This is a genomic window from Psychrobacter sp. Marseille-P5312 (assembly GCF_900291405.1).
In the GTDB taxonomy this organism is placed as follows: domain Bacteria; phylum Pseudomonadota; class Gammaproteobacteria; order Pseudomonadales; family Moraxellaceae; genus Psychrobacter; species Psychrobacter celer.
This window is the reverse complement of sequence record NZ_OLML01000001.1, coordinates 2,374,389-2,397,040: the sequence shown is the minus strand read 5'-3', so window position 1 is coordinate 2,397,040 and position 22,652 is coordinate 2,374,389. Positions and strand designations below refer to the sequence as shown.

Genomic DNA, 22,652 nt, shown 5'->3' with positions numbered 1-22,652 from the left:
CCTTATGGATTGGGTTGTTCGGTTGATTGTTGCTGCATTAATGCTTGCTCCATCATGGCGGCTTCTTCTGGTGACATTGGTTCTTGTCCGTTCTCGCCAGCGGGTGCCTCACCCTCTGGCATGACTAGCTGTTCTTGTGTGGGCTGCGTCTGCTCTTGCTGTGCTGGCATGTTAACCTGCATCGGCACTGGCGCTTGCTCTATTGGCTGGCCCTGTACCGGCTGTTGCGAGCTGGCCGGTTGCGTACCATTCATGATGTTGTCCATATTGTTAATAAGATCATCAGCAATACTGCTAAGCTCAGCGTTTTGTACGACCACGCCAGCCGCTTCAAGGTACTTGACCATTGCTTCAGCTTGAGCGCGGCGCGCATTGGCTTTCTCGCGCTCGCCTTCGCGGTTGTACTGATTAGCCCGTGAGTTGTCGAGGTTGATTGCCGATTGTTTCTTCGCAATCTCCAACTCAAGCGCTTGCTCTTGCATGGCTTGTTGTTTCGCTTGCTCTTGCGCTTGTGCTTCTTCACGCGCTTGTTTCTGCTCGTCGTTTTCATCAAGGGGTGGTAGTCCTGTGGCTTCGCGAATTTTGCTGAGTAAGCGCTCTTTGTTGGGCAAATCTTGTAAATCAACTGCCATTTCGATAAAGGCAATCGCTAACATTGGGTTGCCTGTGGCTTGCGTAATCTGTGCTGAGACGTTGATTAGCTGCTCAGACAGTGCTTGACGCATCGTCTGACGATAATCACGCTCTGATATAACAAAGTCTGCCTGTGTTGCAGTGATGTCCGTCTCTGGTGACTCATTAAGCACCACAAAGTCTTTCTTGCTGGGGTTTTTAATATCGCTTGTAACCCTAAACTGCATCTCACGGTTGATGTACTGCTCGCATAATGACAATACAATCTCGCCCTCAATTTGATGGGCCAGTTGGTGATTGTCGATGATAGGTGTGGTGATGACAGTGCCCTGTTCTTGCAATGACTGGATAGCAATACCAGACATGGCATTTTGGTTCATACCACGGTTTTCACTGGTTACACCGCTGATCTGTTTTAAGTAAGCGCTGTCCATTTCAGCAAACTGCACATGAGGACCTGCCAGCGATTGATTGTCGCGTATCTCAAAGCGTCTGCCTTTCTTAACTTCGATATAACCATTGACCTTAGCAACCTCTTTGATGGCTTCATCTTTATCATCTACCGCATCTTCCTCGGCAATCACTTGACGTGTGGCCATGAGATATAGCGCATAGTTACGACGCTGGTTCAAATCCGACTGCGGATCGACAATCTGACGTACCACGCCATAAGGCGACTTGGTTGTCTTGTCAATAAAGGCCAAGCGACGGACAAACGGATAGCGGTTATGCTTGTAGATTGACTTGCCATGAAACAGTACAGTCGTCGCAGTGTAGATAGCCATATACATCTGCTCGCGTACTGTCTCGCGTTTTTTAGCGCCAGACTGCAATGCTGCTTGATGTTCTTGCTTGTTGCTGTCGAATATCTGACCTGTTAGGCCACCTGCGTTAGCCAGTAGCGTGACTCGCTCTGTTTTGCGGTACCACATTTCCCACACGCGCACTGCACGACGGGTTGATGAGTAGTAGCCGCCCGTGATGCTCATTGAGCCTGAGCGCACCACATTAATAGCAGCATCACCGCAGCCACGCGCACGATAGCCATTGTTATACAAGTCGTTGCCGTCATCGCCTGTTTGGTCAGACTTCAAGTCATCCTCAAGCTCTTGATACTCGCCAGCGTCCAGCTCAAGCTCGCTTTCTTTATCGGGGAACCACGCCTGCAAGGTTTCTAAATCAACAATCTTAGATACCCACATATAGCGGCTGTCAGACATATCCGCTTTGACCGATTGACCATCGACCAGTACGTTTTGCCAGTTCTCATAGTTAAGCTGAATCATCAGCTCACCATCTTCGTTTGGCTCTACGCTGATACGGGTCCAGCCTTCACCAGTCTTGACGCAATCCTCAAACGCTGTGCTGCGCTGCCACTTGGCTTTGTTGATATCGTCAATGTACTTAATAAGCTTGGTCTTTAATTGGGCTGGCTCGACATCATCAGCGGTACGCGGTAGCACATTCCAGTCGCTACGTGCGCGGCGCTCACTACCAATAATCCAATCGACGGCTGGCTTGATCTCGTTGTACGTGCGCGGCTTTTGATTGCGCTCTGCATAAACCTGCTTTTCTTCGTCGCTGAATTGATGACCATCATAAAAGCGCTCATCGCGTGCCCGCAGTGCTCGGCCTTCTGCTTGTGCTTCGCGCTCGTACTCATACATATCATGCGCCCACACAAGAAACTTACCGTCTTTTGTTAGCTTAAAGTCATCGGCAAGGCCGTGTGTCGCTTGATTACTCATGAGTTGGCAATATCCATTAATCCGTGGGTAAACGTCTCTTCACCCTCAAAATATTTATCAAGCGCCTTGCGGTTTAAGTCCTCGCCTTCGGGCTTGTGCATGACTAACTGATCAATGTTTTCAAGCAAGCAATCCATGATTACATGCTTTTCACGGTCTGTTGCGTGACCATTCCATAAGTATTGAGCGCAGTCCTCGGCGGTGTCTGCCAAGAATGCACCGTCTTTGTCGCGCAACTGGTACGCTTGATTGCGGCGCACAGCAATATAAGACTTACCAAGGCCAAACGCACGACGGCACAGTATCAATGCAGCATCGTTAGCGGTTGCACCTTCGTCGGCTTCAAAAAACACGTTTGAGACAAACGCTTGCAAGCCATAGCCTTTGCGGACAACCGCTGGGGCTGGCACGCCGTATCGTATTGTTAGTGACATTGCTTGTCCTTTAATTGCTTAATGAGCCGCTTAGCTTCCGCATTACCATTGTTCGCACGCTTCTGTAGCGTCTCTAAGCTGTAGGCTTGCAGCTCTTTACTCACTCCGCTGTGCTTGCCAGCCTTCGCTCTGCCAAACAGTACGCTATTGGGTATCTGGTAATGCGTCATGCTTATTTTTCCCACAAAAAAGCCACCTTCGATGAGGTGGCTTTTGGTGTTTGGTTATATAACCGTTCTATTATTATTGGCCTTCTTGCCAGCAGCTCTAGGCTTAACCTGAGCATATCTAAGCATCATCACCGCATAGCGCGTGGCGTCCATCAAGTCATCGTACAGCTTAACAATCTTGCCCTTGTCGCGGTGATACGTGCGTCTCTCGTCCTGCCACTCGGTACAGTGATCAAAGACCATAAAGCGGCCTTGCTCCATGCGCGTCAATATCTCCATGAGTCCAGCCTCAACGCCATTACTGCCGTCCTCATGCGTCGCACGCTCATCAAGCATATTAACGCCATGAGCCTCGTACTGCTCTGCTAACGTCTTACCACTACCCTTGTCGTGCTGATAGCCATCGTGAGGCCATGCGACCGGCTGCCACGACCCGCTATCATTGATATGCGGCGCGTGCTCTTGCGGTGTACGCTCTCTTGCTGAGTATTCGTTAATGACGTAGATAATGTCATTATCTCTGTCCCATGCCAGCTCGACACATGATGTTGGGTGGTCCCAACCAAAGTCCAAGCCTTTAATGCGCGGCCAGTGGGCTGGCACGTCAAACGCCTCGATGATAATTTCATCTTCATCGATTGGGTAGATAAGACCGCTACCTGCGTATGGAATACCCTGCATACGGGCTTTATGCTCGTGCTTGGGGAATAGTGCTAGGTAATTAGCCTTATCGTCTTCGGTTAAGTGAGGCGCATCGTCCCACGTCGCACGAGTAACGCTGTTAATACCCTCATCGGCTTTCTCGATGAAGTTCTTGACCATCGGTGTCACGCCCATCAGTGGCGTAAACGTGATGTAAATCAGACCGCGTGTTGTCGCTGTACGTGTCAGACACTCGGTATAAACTTCTTCGGGCGGCTCCTCATCCAAATGGATGTAGTGCATTGCCGTACCTTCAAAGCTTCCTCGGCCTTGTTGATACGACTTTAGGCCAATGTACGACCACCCGCCGCTGGCATGTTTGACCTTGACCGTATCAATCAAGTCAGCGACGCCAGACTTCCACCTGATAGACTTTTCATCAATCAGGTGGATTGGAATAATGCCTGTGCCGTCTATAGTCTTTTTCTTTCCGCCGTCTTTGTAGATAACATTACCAAACAACTCAACCTGCAAAATATCGCGCGTTGTCTCGTTGGTCTTGCCAGCAATCCAGCCTTTGGTTGGATGATCAAAGCGCTTACCCTTCCACCAGTCCGGATAAAGACCGGTGGCGTGCAAGGTGTCCTCATACGTGCCAGCAATCGTTTTGCCGACGCGGTTGCCCGCCATAAATAGCCGTGAACCGTAAAACGCACCGTCTTTAAAGAACGATAGGTGCTTGGTATAGCCATGACGGGCAAATGGCCCATCGTTAGGGAAGAAGCTATACAGCTTGTAGTTCTTACGCTTCTCACGCTCTTTGATGACCGCGATAAGCGCCCGTTTATTAGCAGCATTAAGACCTGGCAGTAAGGCTTTAAGGCTTTCCGCTGAGCAATCCAAGAGCATACTCATCTAACTCCTCGTCTGTCATGCTCTCTAAGTCTTTCGTCTTAGCGCCGCCTACCGGATTTCTCTCAAGCTCCTTCTTCCGTGTTTCAAGCTCCAACATGACCGCTGCTTGCTTAGGTATCTGATACTCAAGTTTAGCGATTAGATTAATCAGCCTTGCTTCTTCGCTCGCCCAATCGCGTGTCTTATAAACGCGGGTACGCTTTAACGGCTCTGACTCTTGCCCGCCGTAGTCATCTTCGTTCGGATCATAATACTCACCGCAGCGCGCAGCGTCTCTTGCCCGCGCCTTTTTGACCGTCTCTTCATCTTCTTCGTCAGCCAGCGTTTCGTCTTTGATCTCTGCAAGCGCTGGCGTGTCCTCTTGCGTCTTACGATAAGCAAGCAAATTAGCAAGCTGTATGCGAGCGATTGCCAGCTCACGACTCACATTGCCCTGCATCGCAATCGCATCATCTATCTGCGCGTCATCAAAGATACGGCTATAAATACCGTGAGTCTGACGATTTTTGTTACCTTTGGGCGCGCCTGGCGATAATCCACCATGTAAACGGCAGCGCTTCTTGCCAGCAATCGGCTTGTTTTGGCAAGATTTGCCTGAGCGAGTCTTAGCACCGCAAATATTATCTGCCATGCTTATACCTCTCTAGCTTACCTCGCATGTAAAAAAGACTCACAGCAAACAGATACTTATGAGTCAAAAGGGTTGGTTGTAAGGTTATAGGGCTGGCGCGTCATCAATCGGCAAATCATTAAAACGTAGCATTACCTCAGCACCCTCGGGAATATCTGTGGGTTGCTCATAATCTGCGACAATAGACACGGTTTCAAAATCAAACTTTTTCTTGTAAGTCTTGAGCGTGATAACATCGCCGTCTTGTGTCGCTTCACAGATGCACAGCACGTTTCCGTTAATGTCTTTTGGTGGCTTGAGATACCAACCGTCATTATCACGCAGTCCTGTCGTTCCTGTGATTTCATAAACACCTGTCGCTACGCGCTGCACGTCAATGTCTAATTGCTCGGCTTCATGTACTTTCTCAAAGTTATCATGTTGCACTTTTAAAACAGGGCTTGATGCGACTAGGTAGCCTGTAGCTGCTTCTTTTGTTGTGTTTTCACTGTGGTAAATTGTTGCCCACGGAGTCCAGACATCTGAATTGTTTGGTCTGAGTCGGACTTTCAATTCTAACTTTATAGAACCCCTATACGTCTGATACCTTCCGTTACCTGCTGTTTCTTCTGTTGTTATAAACCCCCAGCCGACACCATTTATCGTGCTGCCGCTTGTGTAATGCCGACCGTAGCCAAAATTGTTTGCGTCGTACTCCGAGTCAATCATGACACCTGTAACGCTCAAAGGTGAATAAAAAGCTTCTGAAAACATTTCAACAGGCGGCAAACTTCCAATGCTGTCTATACCAACTAACCGACTCGCCGCATGGCTTCGGTCGCTAAAGTTAGCATTAACCTTTGTGAAGGCTGAGCGCGGCGTATCGCCGTTAGGTACTTTTAAATCAACTTGCTGAATAGCCATAAAAATCACCCGTAAAAAACCACCTAAAAACATGGTTGTTTGTTGTTTATATTTCGACTAGCTCGTTGTTGGTCGTCATTAACCCCATATCGCTAAACACTTGCAACGGCTCAAAATCAATAGCACACATAATCGTATCTGAACTTACCTTATCGCCCTGTTTGTACCTCACAACTTTATCTAGTGCTTGCTGTGCTAAAGACAAATCAGCACCTTTAGTTTGTAGAGGGCTATCTGCAAGTGATACATCAGCAAGTGACAACACAACAGGCTTAATTACTGTTGAGCAGACAGCGTACAGATTTCCGTCTTTGTCCTGCCAGTTAGCAGATGTAAACGTTTTATCATCGTGCTCAGACACACCTACGATTAACGCTAATTGATTGGCTTGTGGCATGAGTGCTTGCGGTACGGCTAGGCTCATTCTGTGCTTGTAGTCACTCATGTTACTATTCCTGCATTAATCATTAAGTAATTCGTTATATCAACCGTAGTTCTGTCATCTACAGTATTAGGTGTTGATGCAATTAACGAGTAGATACGTCCTTTATAGTAAACCTCTTTATCCGCCCTAGTTGCTAAAAAGTGTCCCTCGCCTACTGGTGTTGGTGCACCCATGTCCGGAGCTACCGCCTGTTCACCATTAACAAATAATTTTGTTGCGGTAGTTACCACTACTAAATCTTTATCTTTGACCGCGTCCCTTGTCGAGGCGTTAGGTACGTAGATACTATCACCATGGGTGAAGCTTAACTTATGGGAGTTGTTGATGTTTACTTGTATGTTACCTACATTTGAGTTGTTATAGTAATAAATCCTTTCATGTGCTCCAATAGAGCTGCTTACACTTCGTATAGTCAACGCAAGTATATAATTATCTTTATCAGGAATATCATAATCTGGTATTGATAGACTGTCATCAACCCCATCAAACTCTAACCAGTGAAGCTCACCATCTGTCATATAAACAGGTCTTGACGTACTCACAGTCTGCGTTGCGTGGTTGTTATTGCCTGATTTATCTAACATCAATGCCACAGGGTCACCGTCAGCCGTGACTGGCACCGTCCCTGCTACGTCTTGAAACAGTGTTGACTTGTCTGATGGGTCGTACCATACGCCCTGTTTACCGCCTGTAAACAGGGCGAGTATTGCGTCATCGGGGTTTACTTTACTTGTAAAGCCAAGAGCTTTAAGCGCAAAGCTGCTTTGTCCAAAACCGACGCGATTCATTAAAACGGTGCTCTAGCAACGACGATATCAGCATTAGAAGCGCTCACTGTAATACCCGGCGTCTGCTTCACAGCCTTTCTACGCACCCAGACACTACTGCCCAACGCGCCAATGGTTGTCGGCTCGCCAAAATTAGCAGCAAAAGCTTTCACGCCAGCGCCCGGCTGAGTGTCGCTAATAGCAAACTCAATACTCTTTTGTTGATTGCTAGGCGTCTGGATCACACAATCACCGACTGATAACTTTGTCCAGCTATCACTAACAGTCAACGACACTTGTTCAATAGCCATAAAATCACCCACAAAAAAAGCCCACACCAATTAAGGTATGAGCTTTTTAGAATATGTTTAGTGCGGTAAGTCTGGCAGGTTGCTACACACAACCTCTTATCCATCGACCTACCCGTTCACGATATCACAAACTTACCTCAAGTCGTGCCAATAATCAAGGTTTTTTTAACGCTGTGATGAAAATTAACAATAAAACACTTGAAGTTTGTTTGCATGGGGTTGAATTGCTGGCTGGCGTGTGGGCTAAGCAGGCTTAATCATCAAGACTTTTATAAAATTCATGCAATCGCTGCCATATATGGTCTGCCGTATAGCGCTCTTTGTAAGTCAAGTCACCAACTAAGCGATAAAACCAATACTTTGAGACGCCCGGACCATATCGAGCAACACAATCAGCTTCATACTCATAATATACCGACTCTCTTTGTTCTATTTCTGGCGTGCCGTACCTCAATAAAAAACCTAGGTCCATCACTTTATCAAGCTCAGTGACAGGATCAGGCAAGAACACACTGCGCGTCATCGGTCTTAGCTCACCATAGAAGCAATCCTGATAGATTATTTCACCGTCTCGACTATCATTCTGACCACCAATGATCATAAACGGCTTTCTCACTACTGGTCTTTGCCTACCCATCAGCTCAACTCCAATATCGCCTCATAAATATGCTTCTCAGCATTAGCTAAATGCTCCTGCACCTTTCGCACATGACTGCGCTTAGTCGTGCCCTCGCCATGCTCATACTCACTCACGACCGACTTGCTCAAGCGAGTATAAGACATGCCGTACAAGTAATAGCGTCGTATCAGACTGGCCCACATCATAAGTTCTTTGTCACCTGACTGTCTCATGCCAGCCAATTCGCGGTCTATCAGTGTGTAATACGCCTGATCGTCCATATTCCACAACACCGGGCGAACGCTTGCGCTCTGCTGCTCTACGTTATCGCGCATGATGATCGCACACGGCGATTGATAGCCCAGATGACCACCTACTGTCTCACGATTACAAAAGTCTCCCCACCCAGTCAGCCAGCCTTGCACCTCTAGCAAATCAACTGTTTTATCAATCGTATCACTCATCAGCTATCCCCAAAATAATGTATAATGATTTTGCGAATAACATTGCCGTGTTACTTGCCAGCCAAACCGCCCTTGCCTGCCAGCTCTGGGCGGTTTTTTTTATTCTCTGCTAGTGATCACCACCGTTTGCCGACCACACGACCGCTAAAAACACGATGGCCAATACCATCAAAACCACTGCAAACAAAAGAGACGCCAAAACAATTAGATTAATCACAACAGCTTCTCCTTTTTAACTTTGTATAGCGCTGGCTTGCGCGGTTTCTTAATTTTTGGCTCAAACTTGGCTGGCATGTTGATATGCTTGCGCTTTAATAGCCGATAGACTTTATCGATCATCATCGCTGCATCTCGTGCGTGCTCAGACGTCTTGTATGGCCACTTAGTAATCATGTGAAAATCTTTTTCGCTAAGCTTAGTCTGTATTGCTTTTGGTGCGACAAAGATATGCCGTATGCCGTGTCGCTCACAAAACTCTTGCCATATTGAGCAATCACGCTTAACCGAACCAACACCCTGCATGCGCTCCTTGCCCACGCCTTTTGGCACCCACTTACGCAGTCTCACGTCCTCGATACAGACAATAACGTCCATGCCAGCGCTATCAGTAGAATTAATGATGTTTAACACTCTATCTTGAGCGCTCAAAATCGACTCGGTATCGACGCTTTGCAACTTACTGTTAATACTCCACGCAAAACCAGTGCTCACCCCTGTGTCTATCCCTATCAAAATCATTCAATTTCACCCCTACGCTTGTTTTAAATCGTCCTGACCGACGTATGTACCGAATCAATGTTAAGTGCGCTTAAATCGCATTCTAGCGCCCCACCCTCTGCATCCCATTCACACAATTTGCCGTTGTCTCTCACGCCGTCTATCTCAATCGCGGTTGCTGAGTAAATCTGACGCCCGCTGTGGTACGTCAGACCTATTACAAAATCACCATCCTTAGTAACCGCGCTATTTACGCGGTACGTGTAGGCGTTTGGCTTGCCAGCCTTGAGCGCTGCTACTAGATCAGCAAATTTGCGCTCGCCTGGCGTGTAGTCAGATGGGGATTTTTTCATTTGTCAGACTCAAGGGGATAGCGAGCTAAAAGACGGTCACGCAGCTTGATAGCTTCCTCGTTGTTTAGGTGTGAAGCTATCAAGCATGAGAAATGATTTGGACTACCACCACTTTCCTTGTTATTTACTTCGTCTTGCTTGCTCTTAATAATCACGCCGCGTTCGTAAAACTGAAACGATAGCGAGCGATGACTTTCGTAATCATTTAAAATTAATGATTGCCTAGCTATAAACTTACTCACGCGCTCACCTCCCTATCTATCGCGCTGTTCTGCCAATCGGTAGTATCAAAACCACCGCCGTAGAAGTAAAAGCCCGTCTCGATATCAGATACCCACGACCGATGATTGGGCGTTAAGTGACTCTTATTACACTCAAATAAAAACACTCTGCCTTGCGAGTCCATGACCGCGCTTTTTATTTTGGCTGGCTCGTCCTTAAAAACCTTTTGCGTCAACTGCGTTTCGCCGTTACGCTCAATCAAATCCGTTAAATCATTCCAATTCACGCACTTATCTCCTCGAAACCAAAAAGGTCTGTCTGTTGCTGCTCACAATTAGGCGATATCCAAAGCACTTCAGTGCGCTTACCGCTACCATTGCGACTACTGATAGCTGTCTGTCTTGATGATTTAGTCCAGCCAGCCAGCGTGTCGTTGTATAACTCATTGTCGTAACCACTAATCACAAACATACCCTTTGATTTTAGAGTCAGCTCGAGTAAACGAGTATGTTCAAACTCGCGCATTTCAAACTTTCCGTAACTGTCCTTGTTTGTGCGCGTGTCTAGCGTATAAGGAGGATCAAGATAAAACAGCGTGTTGCTGCGGTCATGTTGCTTAATCACGTTGTAAGCGTCGGTATTTTCGATAACGACATTACGTAAGCGCTCGGTCACATTAAGTACGTTTGCTGGTAAGTCTGACCAAAGCGACTGTAACGAGGTGCCGCCTCGAGCTGTGTCTAATCTAAAACCAGTATTGCCGCGAGTTGCACCAGCACTACCAAAGCCCATTTGAGCACGTACCAGTAATTTAAGCGCGATCATCACTGGCGTATCGTATTGACCAACTTCTTTTGCAAATTCAAACTCAGTGCGTGAATAAGGCGTCATAACAAGTAAGCGCAGCAGCTGCGTTCGCATTTCGTCATCACGAATGACGTTAAACAGATTTACAATCTCAAAATTCTTGTCGTTATAAACCTCACGACTTGACGGCTCTTTACTAATAAGCACCGCAGCACTACCGCCAAAAGGCTCTACATAACAATGGTGCTGCGGGAAGTGGCTGATAATCCAAGGGGCTAAACGCCATTTCGCGCCGTGGTACCGCATTAAAGGCTTGATGCTCATAACGTCCTCACTCGACCAGTCAACACGCGATAGCTGGGCCACACGCAGGGTATCTGCACGATGTTCTGTCTCAAGCGGTCTGACGCTCTATCACCAATATGGTCATAAAATTCTTTATCAGTCATGTTGGTAGTGATAATCGTTGGCAAGCGTAGCTGGTATCGTCTATCGATGATTGCTGATAACTGCTCGCGGTCTTTATCAGCCCATTTATCCACTGCTGACGTATCACCTTCACCTACTTCATCAATTATCAAAGCGGTAGAACGGCTCAGACGCTCAATGTAGCTCGCTGCGCTGTCACTGCTGGTCTTATCCCAAGTGGCTTTTATCTCGTGCTGAATCTGACCTGAGCGCTTAAATGCCACGGTCATCTGTGCGTAGTAGCGCTGACGCACGATTTCGTTGATAATCAAACACGCAAGCTTGGTCTTGCCTGTGCCTGTGTTGCCTGTGAGTAAGATGTTGGCATGGCCTTTGCGGTAGTTTGCTGCGTAACCTTTGGCAAAATTGATGATCTTGGCAATGCGTGCGCGAGTCTGATCATCACCGCCTACCGTCCATTGACTAAAATCAGCGTTGATGTGCTCGCTTGGTATATCTAGGCTGGCAAGCATGTCGCCCTTTAGCTCTTGTAGCTTGGCTTGCTGCGCGTCATGCTCCCATTGGCACTTTTGGCACTGCACGTTACCAGCGTTAGCAACTGCTTCTGTGACCTGCCAGCGCTGCTTGCCATGTTTTGGGCAGTCTGTGGTAACTGGGACGGTATTAAACGCTGGCATGCGGCTCATGATGTTATCTAGCGCGTTACCACGACCTGCCGTGTGTGTAGGCTCAAGCAATTCGGGCTTAGGGTTTCTGAGTGATGCGTTTTCGTATGCTGTGTTCATGATGATTTACCCGTAGTAGTAGTCGTGGCTGTTGTCTGGTGCGATATCGCTTGGCATATTGCTGTCTGCGCCACCTGCGAACCATGCGCGTTTCTGCTCGTCGGTCATTTCGCTTGGTACGTCGTACTTTGCGTTGACTGCAAGAGGATCAGGCGTTGAGCGCTGTGGCTTGCTTGACTGGTGGTTGACTGGTGGTTGATTAGCGAGTGAAGCCACCTTGATTAATTTCTTTTCTAACTGCTCAGTTGACCGAACAGCAATCTCAATTAGATTTTGACCGTTGGCTACATGCCAGCTATCGGTAGCAACGTAGGTCATGGCATCTATGATTTGCTGTTCCGTGAAGTCGTCATCCAATCGTGCGTTGATGTGGCTAAGGCGTTTTTTGGATGGCTTGATTCTTTGGCCAGACAACTCAAGCCATTTTTCAAAAAGCGATTTAACTAAAATCTCTCGCTCTTGTTTTGCTGGTGATAGTTTTTTAACCGTAGAATTATCTGTGTTAAATAATTTTCTAGTAGTTAATGTATAAGTATTAAAAGGTAGTAATGTAGAAGTAGTTATGTGTAGGTCAATTTGACTAGGCTTATAGACAGAATGACCATGCTTGTAGGTCAAATTGACTTGGCTTATAGACAAATTGACTGGGCTTGTATCTTCCAAGTCAGGTCTATTTGACTTGGCTTGTGTGCTTTTTGACTGGGCTTGGTCATCAGCCAAACGATTTATTTCAGCTATATTTATAGAGAATTGGTGCATATTGTTAAAACTAGGTTTAACAATAATTAGCTTTAGTTCTTCTAATTTTTCGATTGAGCGCTGGATAGTTTTAATGCTTAAGCCAGTACCGTAACGATCATCATCTTTAAACTGAGAATAAGAAATCGTGTCAGAGTTATTCTTCCAGCTCGTTTTTGCCCATATAAATTGCAAGCAAAGATACGCACTAGGGTTTTTAATAACCTTCTGCATCTTTAGAAGGTTTACGGGTACTCTCAAGTATTGCTCCATTAGCTGCTCTACTATGTCAGTTGAGTATTTCACTTTGCACCCCCTAACCATTCTTCCATCGTCTTAGTGCCTTTTGAGTTATTGCACGACTGGCATAGGGTTTGTAGGTTCTCTAGTGTGGTAGCACCACCTTTTGACTCAGGGTAAATGTGATCGGCACATAGTTTTTTATGGGAATCGCAATTAATGCAGCGGTACTGATCGCGTTCAAAAACTTGTGTTCTTAAGGACTGAGTAATCACATCCTTTCTTTTTGCCTTTCTTGCTGCGGTCGATTCATCTTCTATATCCCATGTGGCATATTTTCCAGTACGCAAATGCGTGTAAACATTGGCCACATAGTCAGCACACAAGACGCATAGCATAAAACCAGTACCGTAGAAGTTGCCGCTTGCCTCATTGCTACAAATCTGACATTCGTAGTGCTGTGGTTCGCCTATAGGCTCTCTAAGCTCGCCTTGTTGAAAAATGAATCCTGATTGCGCTTCTTGTTGTATATCTTGATAACTCATGTCATAATCCTCTTGCGTATCCAGTACGTGTTTAGTTAGTTGAACGCTCATCAAGTCGCATTGATGAGCGTTTTTTATTGCCCGTTGCCCGCAGCGATTACCTGCTTGACGGTTGCGCCGATCCCTGCCGCGATAGCTTCAAACTCTTTATAAGCAGCTTCTTTTGATTCATCCTCTAGTAAAATCCAGCCAATCACTTGCTTGTTGTCTGCATGTATTGAATGGATATTAAAGCCGTAAGACTTGACCAGTTCGGTAATGTGCTTATAGACATGCGAAAGGTTTTGCTTGATGCTATCAACGCGCACCAGCTTGCCGCTCGTAAGCGCTCGCAATAATGCTTTTGGCTCTAGTATGTTGATCGGTGTATCAGCGCTGTAACGCGGGTAACGATCAAGTACGAAGTAGCTTTTCCCGCTAGTAATGTTTTTAACGCGGATAAGGTCTTCGCTGGCACGCTCTCTGAGGCGCACGATGTCTTTACGCTGTAAACAGTAAAGCGCATGGTTTTTGCGGTCTGTCGAAACTAACATTTCAATTTTCCCGCCAGCGTTTAGCATCTTGAGCATGGATTTAATGCGGTTATTTACCGCCGCTTCGCGCAGCTGATGATAGTTTTTTGTCAAAACCACCTTGGTTGGCTTTTTAGCTCTCGCTTTGCGCGGCTTGGTCGGCTTTTTGGCCAGCTCCTTGCCTTTTGGTTTAGTGACCACTACCGGCGTGCGCTCTTTGGGCTGACGCAGTACCGCGGTGCCGTTGTTCAAGCGCTCCATTGCCGCTTTGTACTCTGCTTGTGCTCGCTCGTCGGCTTTTTTACGCTCAATACCTTCAAGCTCGCGTAGCTGTGCGTCGGTGCGCGGTGTTTTGCGTTTTGGTGCGTTTGGGTCATCGAGGTCGGTTGCGCCAACTTCTTCTAAGTATTCCGCAACCGCTGCCGCCCACTCTTTTTTGATGAGCTTTGCACGCGTGCTAACATTGGCAAAGTGCATTTCTTCGATCATGATTCACCCCAAAATCTATAAATTGCTGACAGTACGACCAGTACCAATACAGCGTGAATAAAGATATAAAACAGGTTCCAAAACTTCTGTTCGTCGGCAGTGAGTGCTTGACGCTCTTCTTCTATCTCGTCGCGTGCCGCTTGTCTTGCGACCAATGTTGGCGGTCTAATAACATCATTCTTAGCAGTTATTGAGCGCTTGATTGCGGCATAAAGGCTGGCAAGCTTTGTAGATAAGCGGCTTGGATAGGTGTTTACGTTTGATAGCGCACAAGCACGACTGTAACGAGCGTCAGTGCTGTCAGTCATGCCAGCGTCGTTTTGAAAGAAGTCATCAACTGCATCTAAACGCTGAAAATGGTCCTTTGATATACGAAACAGTATTTCGATTTTTGCCGCGTCATAGCATTTCGCATTAGCTGGCACGATCTTTAGGCCGCAAAGTGCGAGCATGTCGCAAAAGCGCACAACTTGGCTTTCTGGGTTTTTTGCATCTAGCCAGCGACCGACTGTACTTGACTCTACGCCAAGGCATTTAGCGACATTTACCTGCCTAGTCTCTGCAACTGCGTGCAAGATGTCTGATTGCATATTGCGTGACTGGCGCTGTTTTTCGAGTGATAATTGATTTGTGGACATGATTTAACTCCGTAGTAGTAGTGGTTAAGCATGTTCGATATCTTGGGTTTTGATGTATTCCTCATAATCCAAGAAACTATCGATACTTTCTTTATTTACACAGACGTGTTGGTAAAGACTTTGAATTCTCTCTACCGTCTGCCAGCCAGAATTCTTGAATAACTGGCGTTGGATGCGAGAGATACTTGACTGATTGGCGCCAACTTTTGAGCTGATATCTTTTTGATTGATACCAGCCTCTTCTAGCTTTTCTAGGCAGATATGAGGAGGTAGCATGATTGGATTCTCTTTTTTATATCGATACGCTTATTATAATGCGCTTACGCATTAAAGCAACCACTTTTGCATTGACGCTATTAAAGATATGCGTAAACGCATAAAATAAGTAACACAAAATATTAGCCAATTAACCGCTGGGGTTTATATGAACACTCTTATTAAGAACCTAGATCACCTAATGCACAGCAAAAGGACGAACGCCACCCAGCTTCAAGATGATATTGGCGTTCCACAAACAACCACATCTCGGATTTTGAACGGAACCACGGTCAATCCAAGTGACCGAACCCTAAAGAAGTACGCGGACTATTTCGGCGTGTCTGTTGCGGACTTGAGATATAACGACCTTACAAACGAGGAAAATAAAAGTCTGTTAACGCCTATTGTTAACAGTAATAATGTTCGGGTAAAAGAAAGGAGAAGAGAGTTGATATCAATACCGATTTACAGCGTGGTTTTCTGCTGTGGCGATGGAAACAAAGACTTTGGCTTTGAGGAAATAAAGGGCTACAGGGATTTTGAAGAAGAATTTTTTATTAAGGCAGGCGTGAGGCCGGAAGACTTTAAGTTGGTCTGCGCTGTCAATGATAGTATGGCTCCTTACATCAATGATAAAGATGAAGTTGGCGTCATACTCAGCGACAAAGAACTAAAAGACGGTCAGGTTTATGCCTTGCTGCTAGATGGGGACCGCATGTTTAAACAGGTCTTTTTGGAAGGCGGCGGCAATTTACGACTGCATAGCTTTAATGATAAGTACCCGGACAAGATAATTACAGCCGACAATCACGAAAGCCTAATTATAATAGGCCGACAGTATTTTAGAGCTGGTCACTAAGCGCAATATCAAATAAGAATAAGAAAAACTTGATAACCACCTCATTGCAGGTGGTTTTTTTGTGTCTGTGGTCATGCGTTTGTGCATATAGTGCATTTTTTAATGCAATAATACTTGCATTTATAAATGCGTATGCGCATAATAGGTGCATCAAAACGGCAATCGCCCTGCAAGCAATCGCTTTGTTTATTACCCTCAACCACATAAGGACCATCTTATGAGTAATCAATCAGAACCGTTAAGCCGACGCGATCAAATAGCAATAGCTGCTATGCAAGTCGCGGCAACTGATAACCGTCTCACTACTCACCAGGTCGCTGTTAAAGCAGTGCGTTTGGCAGACGCGCTGATCAAAGCGCTTAACGATCAGGCATAAAAAAAGCCCCAATCAGACGCAACTGATCAGGGCTTACCTACTACGGAGAACCCATTATGAAACAATTATTAAAGTTAGTCAATGCCGAGCTGACAGCAAAGCTCGCATTGTTCGCCCTACTCGCCAGCGCGATAGTCGTCACTGGCGCAAACGCCATTGATACTGGCATCGAGTCGCAAGACCGCACGCACTTAGAGCACCAGCTTTGGCTTGAGGAAAACACCGATCCTGCCAGCGAGGACGATATGAGCTGGGAAGAGTACGAAGCGAGCCAGCAGGCTAAGGAAGCGGCTCATGCAAATAAAGTAATCGCTGCGGCGTATGGGAGAGAGTTATGAGTGAGTACCAACAGCCACAAGCTCAGTGGGAGTGGGCGCTAGAAGATGAGCTGCGCCTAACAGCCTGCATTGGCAGCGGTTGCAAAGAAAGCACGCGCCAGCCGACCGACAAGAAAGTAAGTGACCGCTTGCTTGCTGACTTTGACAGTATTTTTATGATGGATGGGGAGGGCAGCTGATGGCTATCGTGACTTTAATTCTAGGCAATAGTGGCGAAGGCAAGTCCTACAGCCTAAAACATTTAGACCCAAGCCAAACTGGTGTTATCAATGTCGTCAACAAACCACTACCCTTTCGTGGTGGCAAGGATTTTAAAAAGCTTGCAACTGATAGCGCCCCTAAGATTTGCGACGCGCTAGTTAGAAGCAAGGCCCCTGTTATTGTCATTGACGACTTTCAATACATCATGAGTCTTGAGTACATACGTGGCAACAATCAGAAGTATGAGAAAGGCGCTGCTTTTGATCGCTATAACATTTTGTCATACAACGCTTTTTCCGTGTTTGATACTGCAATCAATCACGTTAGTAATGACAAGCGCGTTTACATACTAGCTCACCTTCAAGAAGATAATGGACGCCAGCGCATCAAGACAATGGGTAAGGTTTTAGATGACAAGATTGTACTGGAAGGTCTTGTGTCCACTGTACTTCAAACAACACTCCGTGATGACGGCCACTTCTTCATGACGCAAAACAATGGCTTTAACACCGTTAAAAGTCCTGAAGATATGTTCCAGTCTGAGCTTATCCCGAATGACCTTAACGCGGTAGATGACGCGATATGCGAATACTACGGCATTGCAAAAAACCCAAACCAGCAGCCAGAACAGGCTTAATTTTTAATCAGGAGAAACACCCATGAATCAGCAATCACAATCAGTTTGGCAGTTGGACAAATCAAAGGCTGCGAAGGTCGGCCAGTCAAACTACATTACTGGCGATACCAGCGATGTTTATAAGATCATTAGCGCGGCATGGAAAACTAACACGCGCATGAGTCCGGCAGTCCACAACCTTACTGTCCATATTATGAACGCGGACAAATCAACCACGATGATCGAGATTCCTTATGCGGACGAATCAGGCAGAAGTTGGTCTGGTGAAAACATTATCAACGCCATGATGCTTTGCACCAACACACCGTCACTTTCGCAAGTGCAAGGCTCTTACCAAGAATATAACTATGACGAGCAAAAAGACGTAACAGTTAGCGGTATGGTTGCGCCTGAGCTGGCTGGCAAGAAAGTTGGCATGTTCTTGACGGACAGATACTACTTTCATAAGACAAAGTATGAAGTAAAGCGCGGTGCGCCTGAGTTGTTTAATGTCTTTGATGCTGATACGCGCCAGCTACCGTTTGAAAAGGCCAATAACCAGCCAGCCAACCCAGACGCCTTTAACACTGTGACCGAGGCGATGATCAAGTATAGCGCCAAGTCCAAAGAAAAGGCCGAAAACGAAGCGGCGATGAATGGACAGCCGCAAAATGGTTTCAACAACCAAATGAATGGTGGGAACCCAATGCAGAGCAGTAGCGTAAGCTATCAGCGTGGCGCAGCTACTCAGAACCAGCAAGGGTATCAAAACCAAAACAACGCGCCAGCCAACAACCCTGCTATGAATGGCGGTGGTCCAGTAGATGACGATATCCCGTTTGCCCCCTATTTTGACGGTCAGTTTTAACTTTTTGGAATAAACCATCAATCGTTTAGGTGACTTGTATCAGCTAGTTGGTGAGGTGATGGCTCACCAAGGCTATGACGCTGAGGTAGTTTGAAAGGGCAACTGCCAGCCTAAACACCCTATTCAATTTACTACGGAAAAATGATTATGAATAAGAATATTGAAAAAGAGTCTCAGGATTTGATCAATAGCTTCAATGAAGTCACTGGTGACGATGTAAATCACGCAATGGTTGTTATTTCGACCGATGTAAATCAAAAGGGAACGGTGTTGGTTCACTGTGCCGGCACTGCTTCAGCAATGATGGGGATGCAAGCTACCGCGATAGCTCAAAACTTCGACTACTTGCTTAAACAGGGCGCGATTGAAAAACCCAATCTACTTATGATTGAGATTATTACTGAATTAACCCGTCACATGGACGAATCGATAAGTAAGTTTAGAGATCAAAAAACAAAGCCTGAGCCATATCAGGCGGCCGGTACGCACTAAGCCCCTATTTTCTCTACTACGGAAAAAACATTATGAACACAAAAGCAGCAACAATTATCGATATCAAGGCGACTGACAGAACCAGGTACGCCCAAGCAACGCAGGTGGCATCGTCGCAGATCATGTTTACTGATACAAGTCAGGGCGTTATTGAGGCAAACCCTAAGAAGCCTTGGGAAGAAAGCCACCGCCTTTGTTATGTAAGGCGCTCAATCACAAGCGAGCAAAAGGGCTTGTATGGCATTCACCACAGAGAGCTGGACGGCGCTGACTACTACAAGAACGTCTTAAACGACGTTATGGCCGATGTTGAGACAGATTATATCGTCTGCCACAACGCAAAGCAGATCATGCAGTTATTGTCTAACGCTGGCGTGCCGGTCGATGCTTTTGATTTTATTTGCATGTCATCGGTCATCAAAAAACTCTACCCAAAACTTGGTAGCTACACGATAGCGACGCTGATTTATGAGTTTTGCGAAAACACCGCTATCGCTTGTATGCCGCACAACTGGCATGGCCGTCACGACATTGGGTTTATGCGCGAGATATTTGGGCATGTCAGTGTTTTAAATGACCTGCACACGATGCAGGATTGGTATGAGTTAAGTCTGGAGGTAGCGCATGGCTAAGGCTAAAAACCGTGATAAGCGTAAGAAGGCGGCAATTAAAAAGGCGAACCAGGTTAAAGCCAGTAAGCCTGAAATGTACGAAGGATATATGAAGATACCCCTCGATGCTTCACTTACTGGTGATCAAGTCAAGAGTCGGACCGAGTATTTTGATGATTGGACGAGCTTTGACAAGCGCAAAGAGATACTAGAGTCGCCACGCAAGTTTGTTGTGACCGGCCATGTATGTATGGCGGATGGTGAGATGTACTGTGCCACGATTGATTATCAAGGCTATGGTGATAAGCGCACCATACCGGATGCTGCAAACATGGCGTTTGATGCAGCGCGTAACGGTAGCGGCGCTGTCATTATGAGTAAGTCGTATGTTGTAGTACGAGCGCAAAAAGACATGTCTAAGTTTCCTAAAGAAATTGACGTTGAAGCACTTAAGGCTGAGCGCGATAAACCAAAGCCAGTTATGGGGTTGGTTAAGCCGTTCTCTTACGATTACCTATGGGAAGAATTTGTTAAGGAAGAAAAAGCATGAACACGCCAGCAATGATAATTGATTTTGAAGCAACCGATGTTAGCAAGGAAGCGGAAGCGACGCAGCTTGGGTATCGAAACATACGCTTTCATGAAGATGGTTATATTGTCGCTGAAATGATGTATAGCGATATTGGTGACGGAATACCTAGCCACACCATTAATTGCTGTCCTGACCGCACAATCAGCTACGGCGCAATGGCAGTCAGTCACATCACGCCAGACGACGTAAAGGATTACCGAAACCATAAGCTTGTGGTGCCGCAATATCTGCCAGTCGGTGAAGCGTATATTATCGGCCATAACGTGGATTTCGACATTCAAGTCGCGGCCAATGCTGGTGTCGATGTTAGCCAGTACAAAGCGATTTGCACGCAAGCGCTGGCGCGTCGATTACTGCCAGACTTGGACAGTCACTCACTAGGCGCACTCACCTACGCGATTAATCCTGATCTGGCGCGTCAGTATTGCCGCAATGCTCACAATGCTGGTTACGATGTGACGTTTACGCTATGGCTGCTTGAGCACTTATGCGAGCTAGGCAATATCACGAGTATGGAACAGTTATACCTTGCCAGCGAAGAGGCGCGAATACCGCTTACTTTTACGTTTGGTAAGCACCAAGGCAAGGCCATCAAAGATGTAGCGGTCACTGATCGCAGTTACTTGCAGTGGATTATAAAAAACCATGACAACGCTTATCTGGTTAAGGCGTGTCTCGATGCCATAACCAGAAATATTAATATCAACGTGTAAGGAATACAGAAATGGATGTAAGTTTTGAGCGTGAAGCACAAAAAGACGAGTGGCTAACGCCGCCACATATTCTGGCTGCATTGGGCGAGTTTGATTTAGACCCATGCTCGCCTATTGGTAGGCCGTGGGATACCGCCAAGAAACATTACACGATAGAGGACGAAGGGCTGCACAAAGAATGGGAAGGGCGTGTGTTCTGCAATCCGCCCTACGGTAAAGAAACGCAGAAGTGGCTAGATAAGTGTGCCGACTATGGTAATGCAATCGGACTTGTTTTTGCTCGCACTGAAACGCGAATGTTTTTTAACTCAGTATGGGGAAAAGCCGACGCGATATTTTTTATCAAAGGTCGCCTGAGTTTCTACACGGTAGAAGGTGAGAAAGGTGGTACAGCCGGAGCGCCAAGTGTTCTAGTGGCTTACGGTAAAGAAAACGCTGAATACCTTAAAAACATGAAGATAGCGGGTTGCTATGTGGATTTGTCTGAGCGAGTGATAACCGACAAAAAGCAGTAACAGCAAACATTTTAATATAGGAGCTTTTCTTTATGAATGATGAAAGATTGGTAAAAATGGCAAAAGCGTGCTTCATGGCGGCAAGCAAAGAAGACGATGGAAGTTACACCCTGCTACCAGGCACCAAGCAGTTTGCCGACATGATTGAAAGCGCGGTCAGTCATGATTATGAGGTCGCACGCAAGAAGGACCAGCAAGACTTAATCGCACTACGTCAGAAGATTCAAAATTTAGCTGGCGAAAATATTAAGTTACGCGCTCACATCAAGAATGCGCGTGAATGTTTAGACGAGGCGTCCAATGGGTGATGCTAATTGTCCTGAGTGCGGCGGCGGTTATACCTGCGAAGACTTGGTATGTGACGGTGACATTGTGACCGCTACTTGTACGAAGTGCGGCACTGAATTTGATGTTGAGGCATCAGTAACTTTTAATATGGCTTGATGGAGAATGATAATGGCTAAGAAGCTATGGAAAAACGTCACTGAAGACGAAAAAATGAAGATGAAGCAGTTTGTTATTAACAATCCGGACGACACACCGTTGACGCCTGAGTACGCGGCCAGCTACCTTGGTGTGTCCACCGCAACACTGCAAAAAATGCGCTGCACAAACACCAAGGGCATACCGTTTTTTAAGCCGCGCCACAAGTGTATCGTTTATTACAAACGCGATCTGGACGACTACCTAACCAACGAGGCCTACCAGTGTACCGCGCAATATGCGTAGCGGCGGCCTGCAAATCTTTCTTAGAAGGTCGTTACGGTTTTCCTGCCCTGCCCTACGGCCATGTCTGGCCGTAGGGCTGTTTTTTGGCAAGCAAAAGTACCCATGAGAACTTCTTGGGCACTCTGTAATTATCGTTACACAATAATTATATATTGCCATTTATCGTTATGTCTCACTTAAGTGTATGAATTAAAAGTGTTTTTATTGCTATCTATTGCCATTTATTGATATGTATTAGTATGTATTTTAACCGAGTATAAGACTCATAATCCTTTGGTCGTAGGTTCAAGTCCTACTGGGCCCACCATATATTGAATCAGGCTTGTT

At 46.3% G+C, this 22,652-nt stretch carries 35 protein-coding genes; 13 read left to right on the top strand and 22 right to left on the bottom strand.

The window, feature by feature from the left end:
• Nucleotides 1-2 precede the first annotated feature (2 nt).
• The 22 genes from C6W44_RS10415 to C6W44_RS10310 form a co-directional block, all read right to left on the bottom strand.
• A complete protein-coding gene (locus tag C6W44_RS10415) occupies nucleotides 3-2,381 on the bottom strand; it encodes a hypothetical protein (RefSeq protein WP_105245438.1) in 2,379 nt (792 codons plus the stop codon).
• A complete protein-coding gene (locus C6W44_RS10410) occupies nucleotides 2,378-2,815 on the bottom strand; it encodes a hypothetical protein (RefSeq protein WP_105245436.1) in 438 nt (145 codons plus the stop codon). Before C6W44_RS10410 ends, C6W44_RS10415 begins: the two co-directional genes overlap by 4 nt.
• Entirely contained in the window at nucleotides 2,806-2,985 is a 180-nt protein-coding gene (locus C6W44_RS10405; protein WP_105245433.1) for a hypothetical protein, read from the bottom strand. The genes C6W44_RS10410 and C6W44_RS10405 overlap by 10 nt, the downstream gene beginning before the upstream one ends.
• A 54-nt stretch (nucleotides 2,986-3,039) precedes the next feature.
• The gene (locus C6W44_RS10400; protein WP_227526420.1) at nucleotides 3,040-4,542 is read right to left on the bottom strand and encodes a terminase large subunit domain-containing protein; all 1,503 of its coding nucleotides are present in this window, start codon (nucleotides 4,540-4,542) and stop codon (nucleotides 3,040-3,042) included.
• Complete coding sequence (locus tag C6W44_RS10395) at nucleotides 4,505-5,173, bottom strand: HGGxSTG domain-containing protein (protein WP_105245431.1); 669 nt, start codon at nucleotides 5,171-5,173, stop codon at nucleotides 4,505-4,507. The genes C6W44_RS10400 and C6W44_RS10395 overlap by 38 nt, the downstream gene beginning before the upstream one ends.
• An 84-nt stretch (nucleotides 5,174-5,257) precedes the next feature.
• Nucleotides 5,258-6,076 (bottom strand): hypothetical protein, encoded by an 819-nt coding sequence (locus C6W44_RS10390; RefSeq protein WP_158676720.1) that lies wholly within the window; start codon nucleotides 6,074-6,076, stop codon nucleotides 5,258-5,260.
• A gap of 46 nt (nucleotides 6,077-6,122) precedes the next feature.
• Nucleotides 6,123-6,521 carry a hypothetical protein gene (locus C6W44_RS10385; RefSeq protein ID WP_105245427.1) on the bottom strand — a complete coding sequence of 133 codons (399 nt, stop codon included), beginning with the start codon at nucleotides 6,519-6,521 and terminating at the stop codon, nucleotides 6,123-6,125.
• Nucleotides 6,518-7,309: a hypothetical protein gene (locus C6W44_RS10380; protein WP_105245425.1), complete on the bottom strand. Its 792-nt coding sequence runs from the start codon at nucleotides 7,307-7,309 to the stop codon at nucleotides 6,518-6,520. Before C6W44_RS10380 ends, C6W44_RS10385 begins: the two co-directional genes overlap by 4 nt.
• On the bottom strand, nucleotides 7,309-7,599 hold the full coding sequence (locus tag C6W44_RS10375; RefSeq protein WP_158676719.1) for a hypothetical protein: 291 nt from the start codon (nucleotides 7,597-7,599) through the stop codon (nucleotides 7,309-7,311). The genes C6W44_RS10380 and C6W44_RS10375 overlap by 1 nt, the downstream gene beginning before the upstream one ends.
• A gap of 253 nt (nucleotides 7,600-7,852) precedes the next feature.
• Entirely contained in the window at nucleotides 7,853-8,200 is a 348-nt protein-coding gene (locus C6W44_RS10370; protein ID WP_158676718.1) for a hypothetical protein, read from the bottom strand.
• Nucleotides 8,201-8,235: 35 nt separating this feature from the next.
• A complete protein-coding gene (locus tag C6W44_RS10365; RefSeq protein ID WP_105245418.1) occupies nucleotides 8,236-8,682 on the bottom strand; it encodes a hypothetical protein in 447 nt (148 codons plus the stop codon).
• A 213-nt stretch (nucleotides 8,683-8,895) separates the two neighbouring features.
• Nucleotides 8,896-9,420, bottom strand: coding sequence for a hypothetical protein (locus C6W44_RS10360; protein ID WP_105245416.1), 525 nt, complete (start codon nucleotides 9,418-9,420; stop codon nucleotides 8,896-8,898).
• 23 nt (nucleotides 9,421-9,443) lie between these two features.
• The gene (locus C6W44_RS10355) at nucleotides 9,444-9,752 is read right to left on the bottom strand and encodes a hypothetical protein (protein WP_105245414.1); all 309 of its coding nucleotides are present in this window, start codon (nucleotides 9,750-9,752) and stop codon (nucleotides 9,444-9,446) included.
• Entirely contained in the window at nucleotides 9,749-9,994 is a 246-nt protein-coding gene (locus C6W44_RS10350) for a hypothetical protein (protein ID WP_105245412.1), read from the bottom strand. Before C6W44_RS10350 ends, C6W44_RS10355 begins: the two co-directional genes overlap by 4 nt.
• Nucleotides 9,991-10,260, bottom strand: coding sequence for a hypothetical protein (locus tag C6W44_RS10345; protein ID WP_105245410.1), 270 nt, complete (start codon nucleotides 10,258-10,260; stop codon nucleotides 9,991-9,993). The genes C6W44_RS10350 and C6W44_RS10345 overlap by 4 nt, the downstream gene beginning before the upstream one ends.
• A complete protein-coding gene (locus tag C6W44_RS10340; protein WP_105245408.1) occupies nucleotides 10,257-11,105 on the bottom strand; it encodes a DNA adenine methylase in 849 nt (282 codons plus the stop codon). The genes C6W44_RS10345 and C6W44_RS10340 overlap by 4 nt, the downstream gene beginning before the upstream one ends.
• Nucleotides 11,102-11,995, bottom strand: a complete 894-nt coding sequence (locus tag C6W44_RS10335; protein WP_105245406.1) for an ATP-binding protein — start codon at nucleotides 11,993-11,995, stop codon at nucleotides 11,102-11,104. Before C6W44_RS10335 ends, C6W44_RS10340 begins: the two co-directional genes overlap by 4 nt.
• 6 nt (nucleotides 11,996-12,001) lie before the next feature.
• The gene (locus C6W44_RS10330; protein ID WP_158676717.1) at nucleotides 12,002-13,039 is read right to left on the bottom strand and encodes a hypothetical protein; all 1,038 of its coding nucleotides are present in this window, start codon (nucleotides 13,037-13,039) and stop codon (nucleotides 12,002-12,004) included.
• Nucleotides 13,036-13,518 (bottom strand): HNH endonuclease, encoded by a 483-nt coding sequence (locus tag C6W44_RS10325; protein WP_199774480.1) that lies wholly within the window; start codon nucleotides 13,516-13,518, stop codon nucleotides 13,036-13,038. The genes C6W44_RS10330 and C6W44_RS10325 overlap by 4 nt, the downstream gene beginning before the upstream one ends.
• 74 nt (nucleotides 13,519-13,592) lie before the next feature.
• Nucleotides 13,593-14,519: a hypothetical protein gene (locus tag C6W44_RS10320; RefSeq protein WP_105245402.1), complete on the bottom strand. Its 927-nt coding sequence runs from the start codon at nucleotides 14,517-14,519 to the stop codon at nucleotides 13,593-13,595.
• Nucleotides 14,516-15,157: a hypothetical protein gene (locus C6W44_RS10315; RefSeq protein WP_105245400.1), complete on the bottom strand. Its 642-nt coding sequence runs from the start codon at nucleotides 15,155-15,157 to the stop codon at nucleotides 14,516-14,518. Before C6W44_RS10315 ends, C6W44_RS10320 begins: the two co-directional genes overlap by 4 nt.
• A 24-nt stretch (nucleotides 15,158-15,181) precedes the next feature.
• Nucleotides 15,182-15,433: a hypothetical protein gene (locus C6W44_RS10310; protein WP_105245398.1), complete on the bottom strand. Its 252-nt coding sequence runs from the start codon at nucleotides 15,431-15,433 to the stop codon at nucleotides 15,182-15,184.
• Between the two features lie 148 nt (nucleotides 15,434-15,581).
• Here C6W44_RS10310 and C6W44_RS10305 point away from each other — a divergent pair, with 148 nt between their 5' ends.
• From C6W44_RS10305 to C6W44_RS10245, 13 genes are all read left to right on the top strand, one after another.
• The gene (locus tag C6W44_RS10305) at nucleotides 15,582-16,274 is read left to right on the top strand and encodes a S24 family peptidase (RefSeq protein WP_105245395.1); all 693 of its coding nucleotides are present in this window, start codon (nucleotides 15,582-15,584) and stop codon (nucleotides 16,272-16,274) included.
• A 217-nt stretch (nucleotides 16,275-16,491) separates the two neighbouring features.
• Nucleotides 16,492-16,650: a hypothetical protein gene (locus C6W44_RS13415; RefSeq protein WP_158676716.1), complete on the top strand. Its 159-nt coding sequence runs from the start codon at nucleotides 16,492-16,494 to the stop codon at nucleotides 16,648-16,650.
• Between the two features lie 56 nt (nucleotides 16,651-16,706).
• Nucleotides 16,707-16,988 (top strand): hypothetical protein, encoded by a 282-nt coding sequence (locus C6W44_RS10295; RefSeq protein ID WP_105245390.1) that lies wholly within the window; start codon nucleotides 16,707-16,709, stop codon nucleotides 16,986-16,988.
• On the top strand, nucleotides 16,985-17,167 hold the full coding sequence (locus C6W44_RS10290) for a hypothetical protein (protein WP_105245388.1): 183 nt from the start codon (nucleotides 16,985-16,987) through the stop codon (nucleotides 17,165-17,167). The genes C6W44_RS10295 and C6W44_RS10290 overlap by 4 nt, the downstream gene beginning before the upstream one ends.
• Nucleotides 17,167-17,826: an ATP-binding protein gene (locus C6W44_RS10285; RefSeq protein ID WP_105245386.1), complete on the top strand. Its 660-nt coding sequence runs from the start codon at nucleotides 17,167-17,169 to the stop codon at nucleotides 17,824-17,826. Before C6W44_RS10290 ends, C6W44_RS10285 begins: the two co-directional genes overlap by 1 nt.
• A gap of 22 nt (nucleotides 17,827-17,848) precedes the next feature.
• Entirely contained in the window at nucleotides 17,849-18,673 is an 825-nt protein-coding gene (locus tag C6W44_RS10280; RefSeq protein ID WP_105245384.1) for a hypothetical protein, read from the top strand.
• A gap of 147 nt (nucleotides 18,674-18,820) precedes the next feature.
• The gene (locus C6W44_RS10275; RefSeq protein ID WP_105245382.1) at nucleotides 18,821-19,165 is read left to right on the top strand and encodes a hypothetical protein; all 345 of its coding nucleotides are present in this window, start codon (nucleotides 18,821-18,823) and stop codon (nucleotides 19,163-19,165) included.
• Between the two features lie 32 nt (nucleotides 19,166-19,197).
• Entirely contained in the window at nucleotides 19,198-19,797 is a 600-nt protein-coding gene (locus tag C6W44_RS10270; RefSeq protein ID WP_105245380.1) for a hypothetical protein, read from the top strand.
• Nucleotides 19,790-20,326: a hypothetical protein gene (locus tag C6W44_RS10265; protein WP_105245378.1), complete on the top strand. Its 537-nt coding sequence runs from the start codon at nucleotides 19,790-19,792 to the stop codon at nucleotides 20,324-20,326. The genes C6W44_RS10270 and C6W44_RS10265 overlap by 8 nt, the downstream gene beginning before the upstream one ends.
• Complete coding sequence (locus C6W44_RS10260) at nucleotides 20,323-21,081, top strand: exonuclease domain-containing protein (RefSeq protein ID WP_105245376.1); 759 nt, start codon at nucleotides 20,323-20,325, stop codon at nucleotides 21,079-21,081. The genes C6W44_RS10265 and C6W44_RS10260 overlap by 4 nt, the downstream gene beginning before the upstream one ends.
• An 11-nt stretch (nucleotides 21,082-21,092) precedes the next feature.
• Nucleotides 21,093-21,596 (top strand): DNA N-6-adenine-methyltransferase, encoded by a 504-nt coding sequence (locus C6W44_RS10255; RefSeq protein WP_105245374.1) that lies wholly within the window; start codon nucleotides 21,093-21,095, stop codon nucleotides 21,594-21,596.
• 32 nt (nucleotides 21,597-21,628) lie between these two features.
• Nucleotides 21,629-21,904: a hypothetical protein gene (locus tag C6W44_RS10250; RefSeq protein ID WP_105245372.1), complete on the top strand. Its 276-nt coding sequence runs from the start codon at nucleotides 21,629-21,631 to the stop codon at nucleotides 21,902-21,904.
• Nucleotides 21,905-22,052: 148 nt separating this feature from the next.
• Nucleotides 22,053-22,325, top strand: a complete 273-nt coding sequence (locus C6W44_RS10245; protein ID WP_158676715.1) for a helix-turn-helix domain-containing protein — start codon at nucleotides 22,053-22,055, stop codon at nucleotides 22,323-22,325.
• Nucleotides 22,326-22,652 lie beyond the last annotated feature (327 nt).

Excerpts from the sequence above, each read along its gene's own strand:
- C6W44_RS10365 (WP_105245418.1), bottom strand. The coding sequence starts at position 8,682 with ATGAGTGATACGATTGATAAAACAGTTGATTTGCTAGAGGTGCAAGGC.
- C6W44_RS10370 (WP_158676718.1), bottom strand. The coding sequence starts at position 8,200 with ATGATCATTGGTGGTCAGAATGATAGTCGAGACGGTGAAATAATCTAT.
- C6W44_RS10260 (WP_105245376.1), top strand. The coding sequence starts at position 20,323 with ATGAACACGCCAGCAATGATAATTGATTTTGAAGCAACCGATGTTAGC.
- C6W44_RS10335 (WP_105245406.1), bottom strand. The coding sequence starts at position 11,995 with ATGAACACAGCATACGAAAACGCATCACTCAGAAACCCTAAGCCCGAA.
- C6W44_RS10395 (WP_105245431.1), bottom strand. The coding sequence starts at position 5,173 with ATGGCAGATAATATTTGCGGTGCTAAGACTCGCTCAGGCAAATCTTGC.
- C6W44_RS10295 (WP_105245390.1), top strand. The coding sequence starts at position 16,707 with ATGAAACAATTATTAAAGTTAGTCAATGCCGAGCTGACAGCAAAGCTC.
- C6W44_RS10280 (WP_105245384.1), top strand. The coding sequence starts at position 17,849 with ATGAATCAGCAATCACAATCAGTTTGGCAGTTGGACAAATCAAAGGCT.
- C6W44_RS10305 (WP_105245395.1), top strand. The coding sequence starts at position 15,582 with ATGAACACTCTTATTAAGAACCTAGATCACCTAATGCACAGCAAAAGG.
- C6W44_RS10355 (WP_105245414.1), bottom strand. The coding sequence starts at position 9,752 with ATGAAAAAATCCCCATCTGACTACACGCCAGGCGAGCGCAAATTTGCT.
- C6W44_RS10400 (WP_227526420.1), bottom strand. The coding sequence starts at position 4,542 with ATGAGTATGCTCTTGGATTGCTCAGCGGAAAGCCTTAAAGCCTTACTG.
- C6W44_RS10375 (WP_158676719.1), bottom strand. The coding sequence starts at position 7,599 with ATGGCTATTGAACAAGTGTCGTTGACTGTTAGTGATAGCTGGACAAAG.
- C6W44_RS10410 (WP_105245436.1), bottom strand. The coding sequence starts at position 2,815 with ATGTCACTAACAATACGATACGGCGTGCCAGCCCCAGCGGTTGTCCGC.
- C6W44_RS10415 (WP_105245438.1), bottom strand. The coding sequence starts at position 2,381 with ATGAGTAATCAAGCGACACACGGCCTTGCCGATGACTTTAAGCTAACA.
- C6W44_RS10250 (WP_105245372.1), top strand. The coding sequence starts at position 21,629 with ATGAATGATGAAAGATTGGTAAAAATGGCAAAAGCGTGCTTCATGGCG.
- C6W44_RS13415 (WP_158676716.1), top strand. The coding sequence starts at position 16,492 with ATGAGTAATCAATCAGAACCGTTAAGCCGACGCGATCAAATAGCAATA.
- C6W44_RS10315 (WP_105245400.1), bottom strand. The coding sequence starts at position 15,157 with ATGTCCACAAATCAATTATCACTCGAAAAACAGCGCCAGTCACGCAAT.
- C6W44_RS10255 (WP_105245374.1), top strand. The coding sequence starts at position 21,093 with ATGGATGTAAGTTTTGAGCGTGAAGCACAAAAAGACGAGTGGCTAACG.
- C6W44_RS10265 (WP_105245378.1), top strand. The coding sequence starts at position 19,790 with ATGGCTAAGGCTAAAAACCGTGATAAGCGTAAGAAGGCGGCAATTAAA.
- C6W44_RS10310 (WP_105245398.1), bottom strand. The coding sequence starts at position 15,433 with ATGCTACCTCCTCATATCTGCCTAGAAAAGCTAGAAGAGGCTGGTATC.
- C6W44_RS10290 (WP_105245388.1), top strand. The coding sequence starts at position 16,985 with ATGAGTGAGTACCAACAGCCACAAGCTCAGTGGGAGTGGGCGCTAGAA.
- C6W44_RS10245 (WP_158676715.1), top strand. The coding sequence starts at position 22,053 with ATGGCTAAGAAGCTATGGAAAAACGTCACTGAAGACGAAAAAATGAAG.
- C6W44_RS10380 (WP_105245425.1), bottom strand. The coding sequence starts at position 7,309 with ATGAATCGCGTCGGTTTTGGACAAAGCAGCTTTGCGCTTAAAGCTCTT.
- C6W44_RS10275 (WP_105245382.1), top strand. The coding sequence starts at position 18,821 with ATGAATAAGAATATTGAAAAAGAGTCTCAGGATTTGATCAATAGCTTC.
- C6W44_RS10340 (WP_105245408.1), bottom strand. The coding sequence starts at position 11,105 with ATGAGCATCAAGCCTTTAATGCGGTACCACGGCGCGAAATGGCGTTTA.
- C6W44_RS10320 (WP_105245402.1), bottom strand. The coding sequence starts at position 14,519 with ATGATCGAAGAAATGCACTTTGCCAATGTTAGCACGCGTGCAAAGCTC.
- C6W44_RS10405 (WP_105245433.1), bottom strand. The coding sequence starts at position 2,985 with ATGACGCATTACCAGATACCCAATAGCGTACTGTTTGGCAGAGCGAAG.
- C6W44_RS10270 (WP_105245380.1), top strand. The coding sequence starts at position 19,198 with ATGAACACAAAAGCAGCAACAATTATCGATATCAAGGCGACTGACAGA.
- C6W44_RS10390 (WP_158676720.1), bottom strand. The coding sequence starts at position 6,076 with ATGGCTATTCAGCAAGTTGATTTAAAAGTACCTAACGGCGATACGCCG.
- C6W44_RS10285 (WP_105245386.1), top strand. The coding sequence starts at position 17,167 with ATGGCTATCGTGACTTTAATTCTAGGCAATAGTGGCGAAGGCAAGTCC.
- C6W44_RS10325 (WP_199774480.1), bottom strand. The coding sequence starts at position 13,518 with ATGAGTTATCAAGATATACAACAAGAAGCGCAATCAGGATTCATTTTT.
- C6W44_RS10360 (WP_105245416.1), bottom strand. The coding sequence starts at position 9,420 with ATGATTTTGATAGGGATAGACACAGGGGTGAGCACTGGTTTTGCGTGG.
- C6W44_RS10385 (WP_105245427.1), bottom strand. The coding sequence starts at position 6,521 with ATGAGTGACTACAAGCACAGAATGAGCCTAGCCGTACCGCAAGCACTC.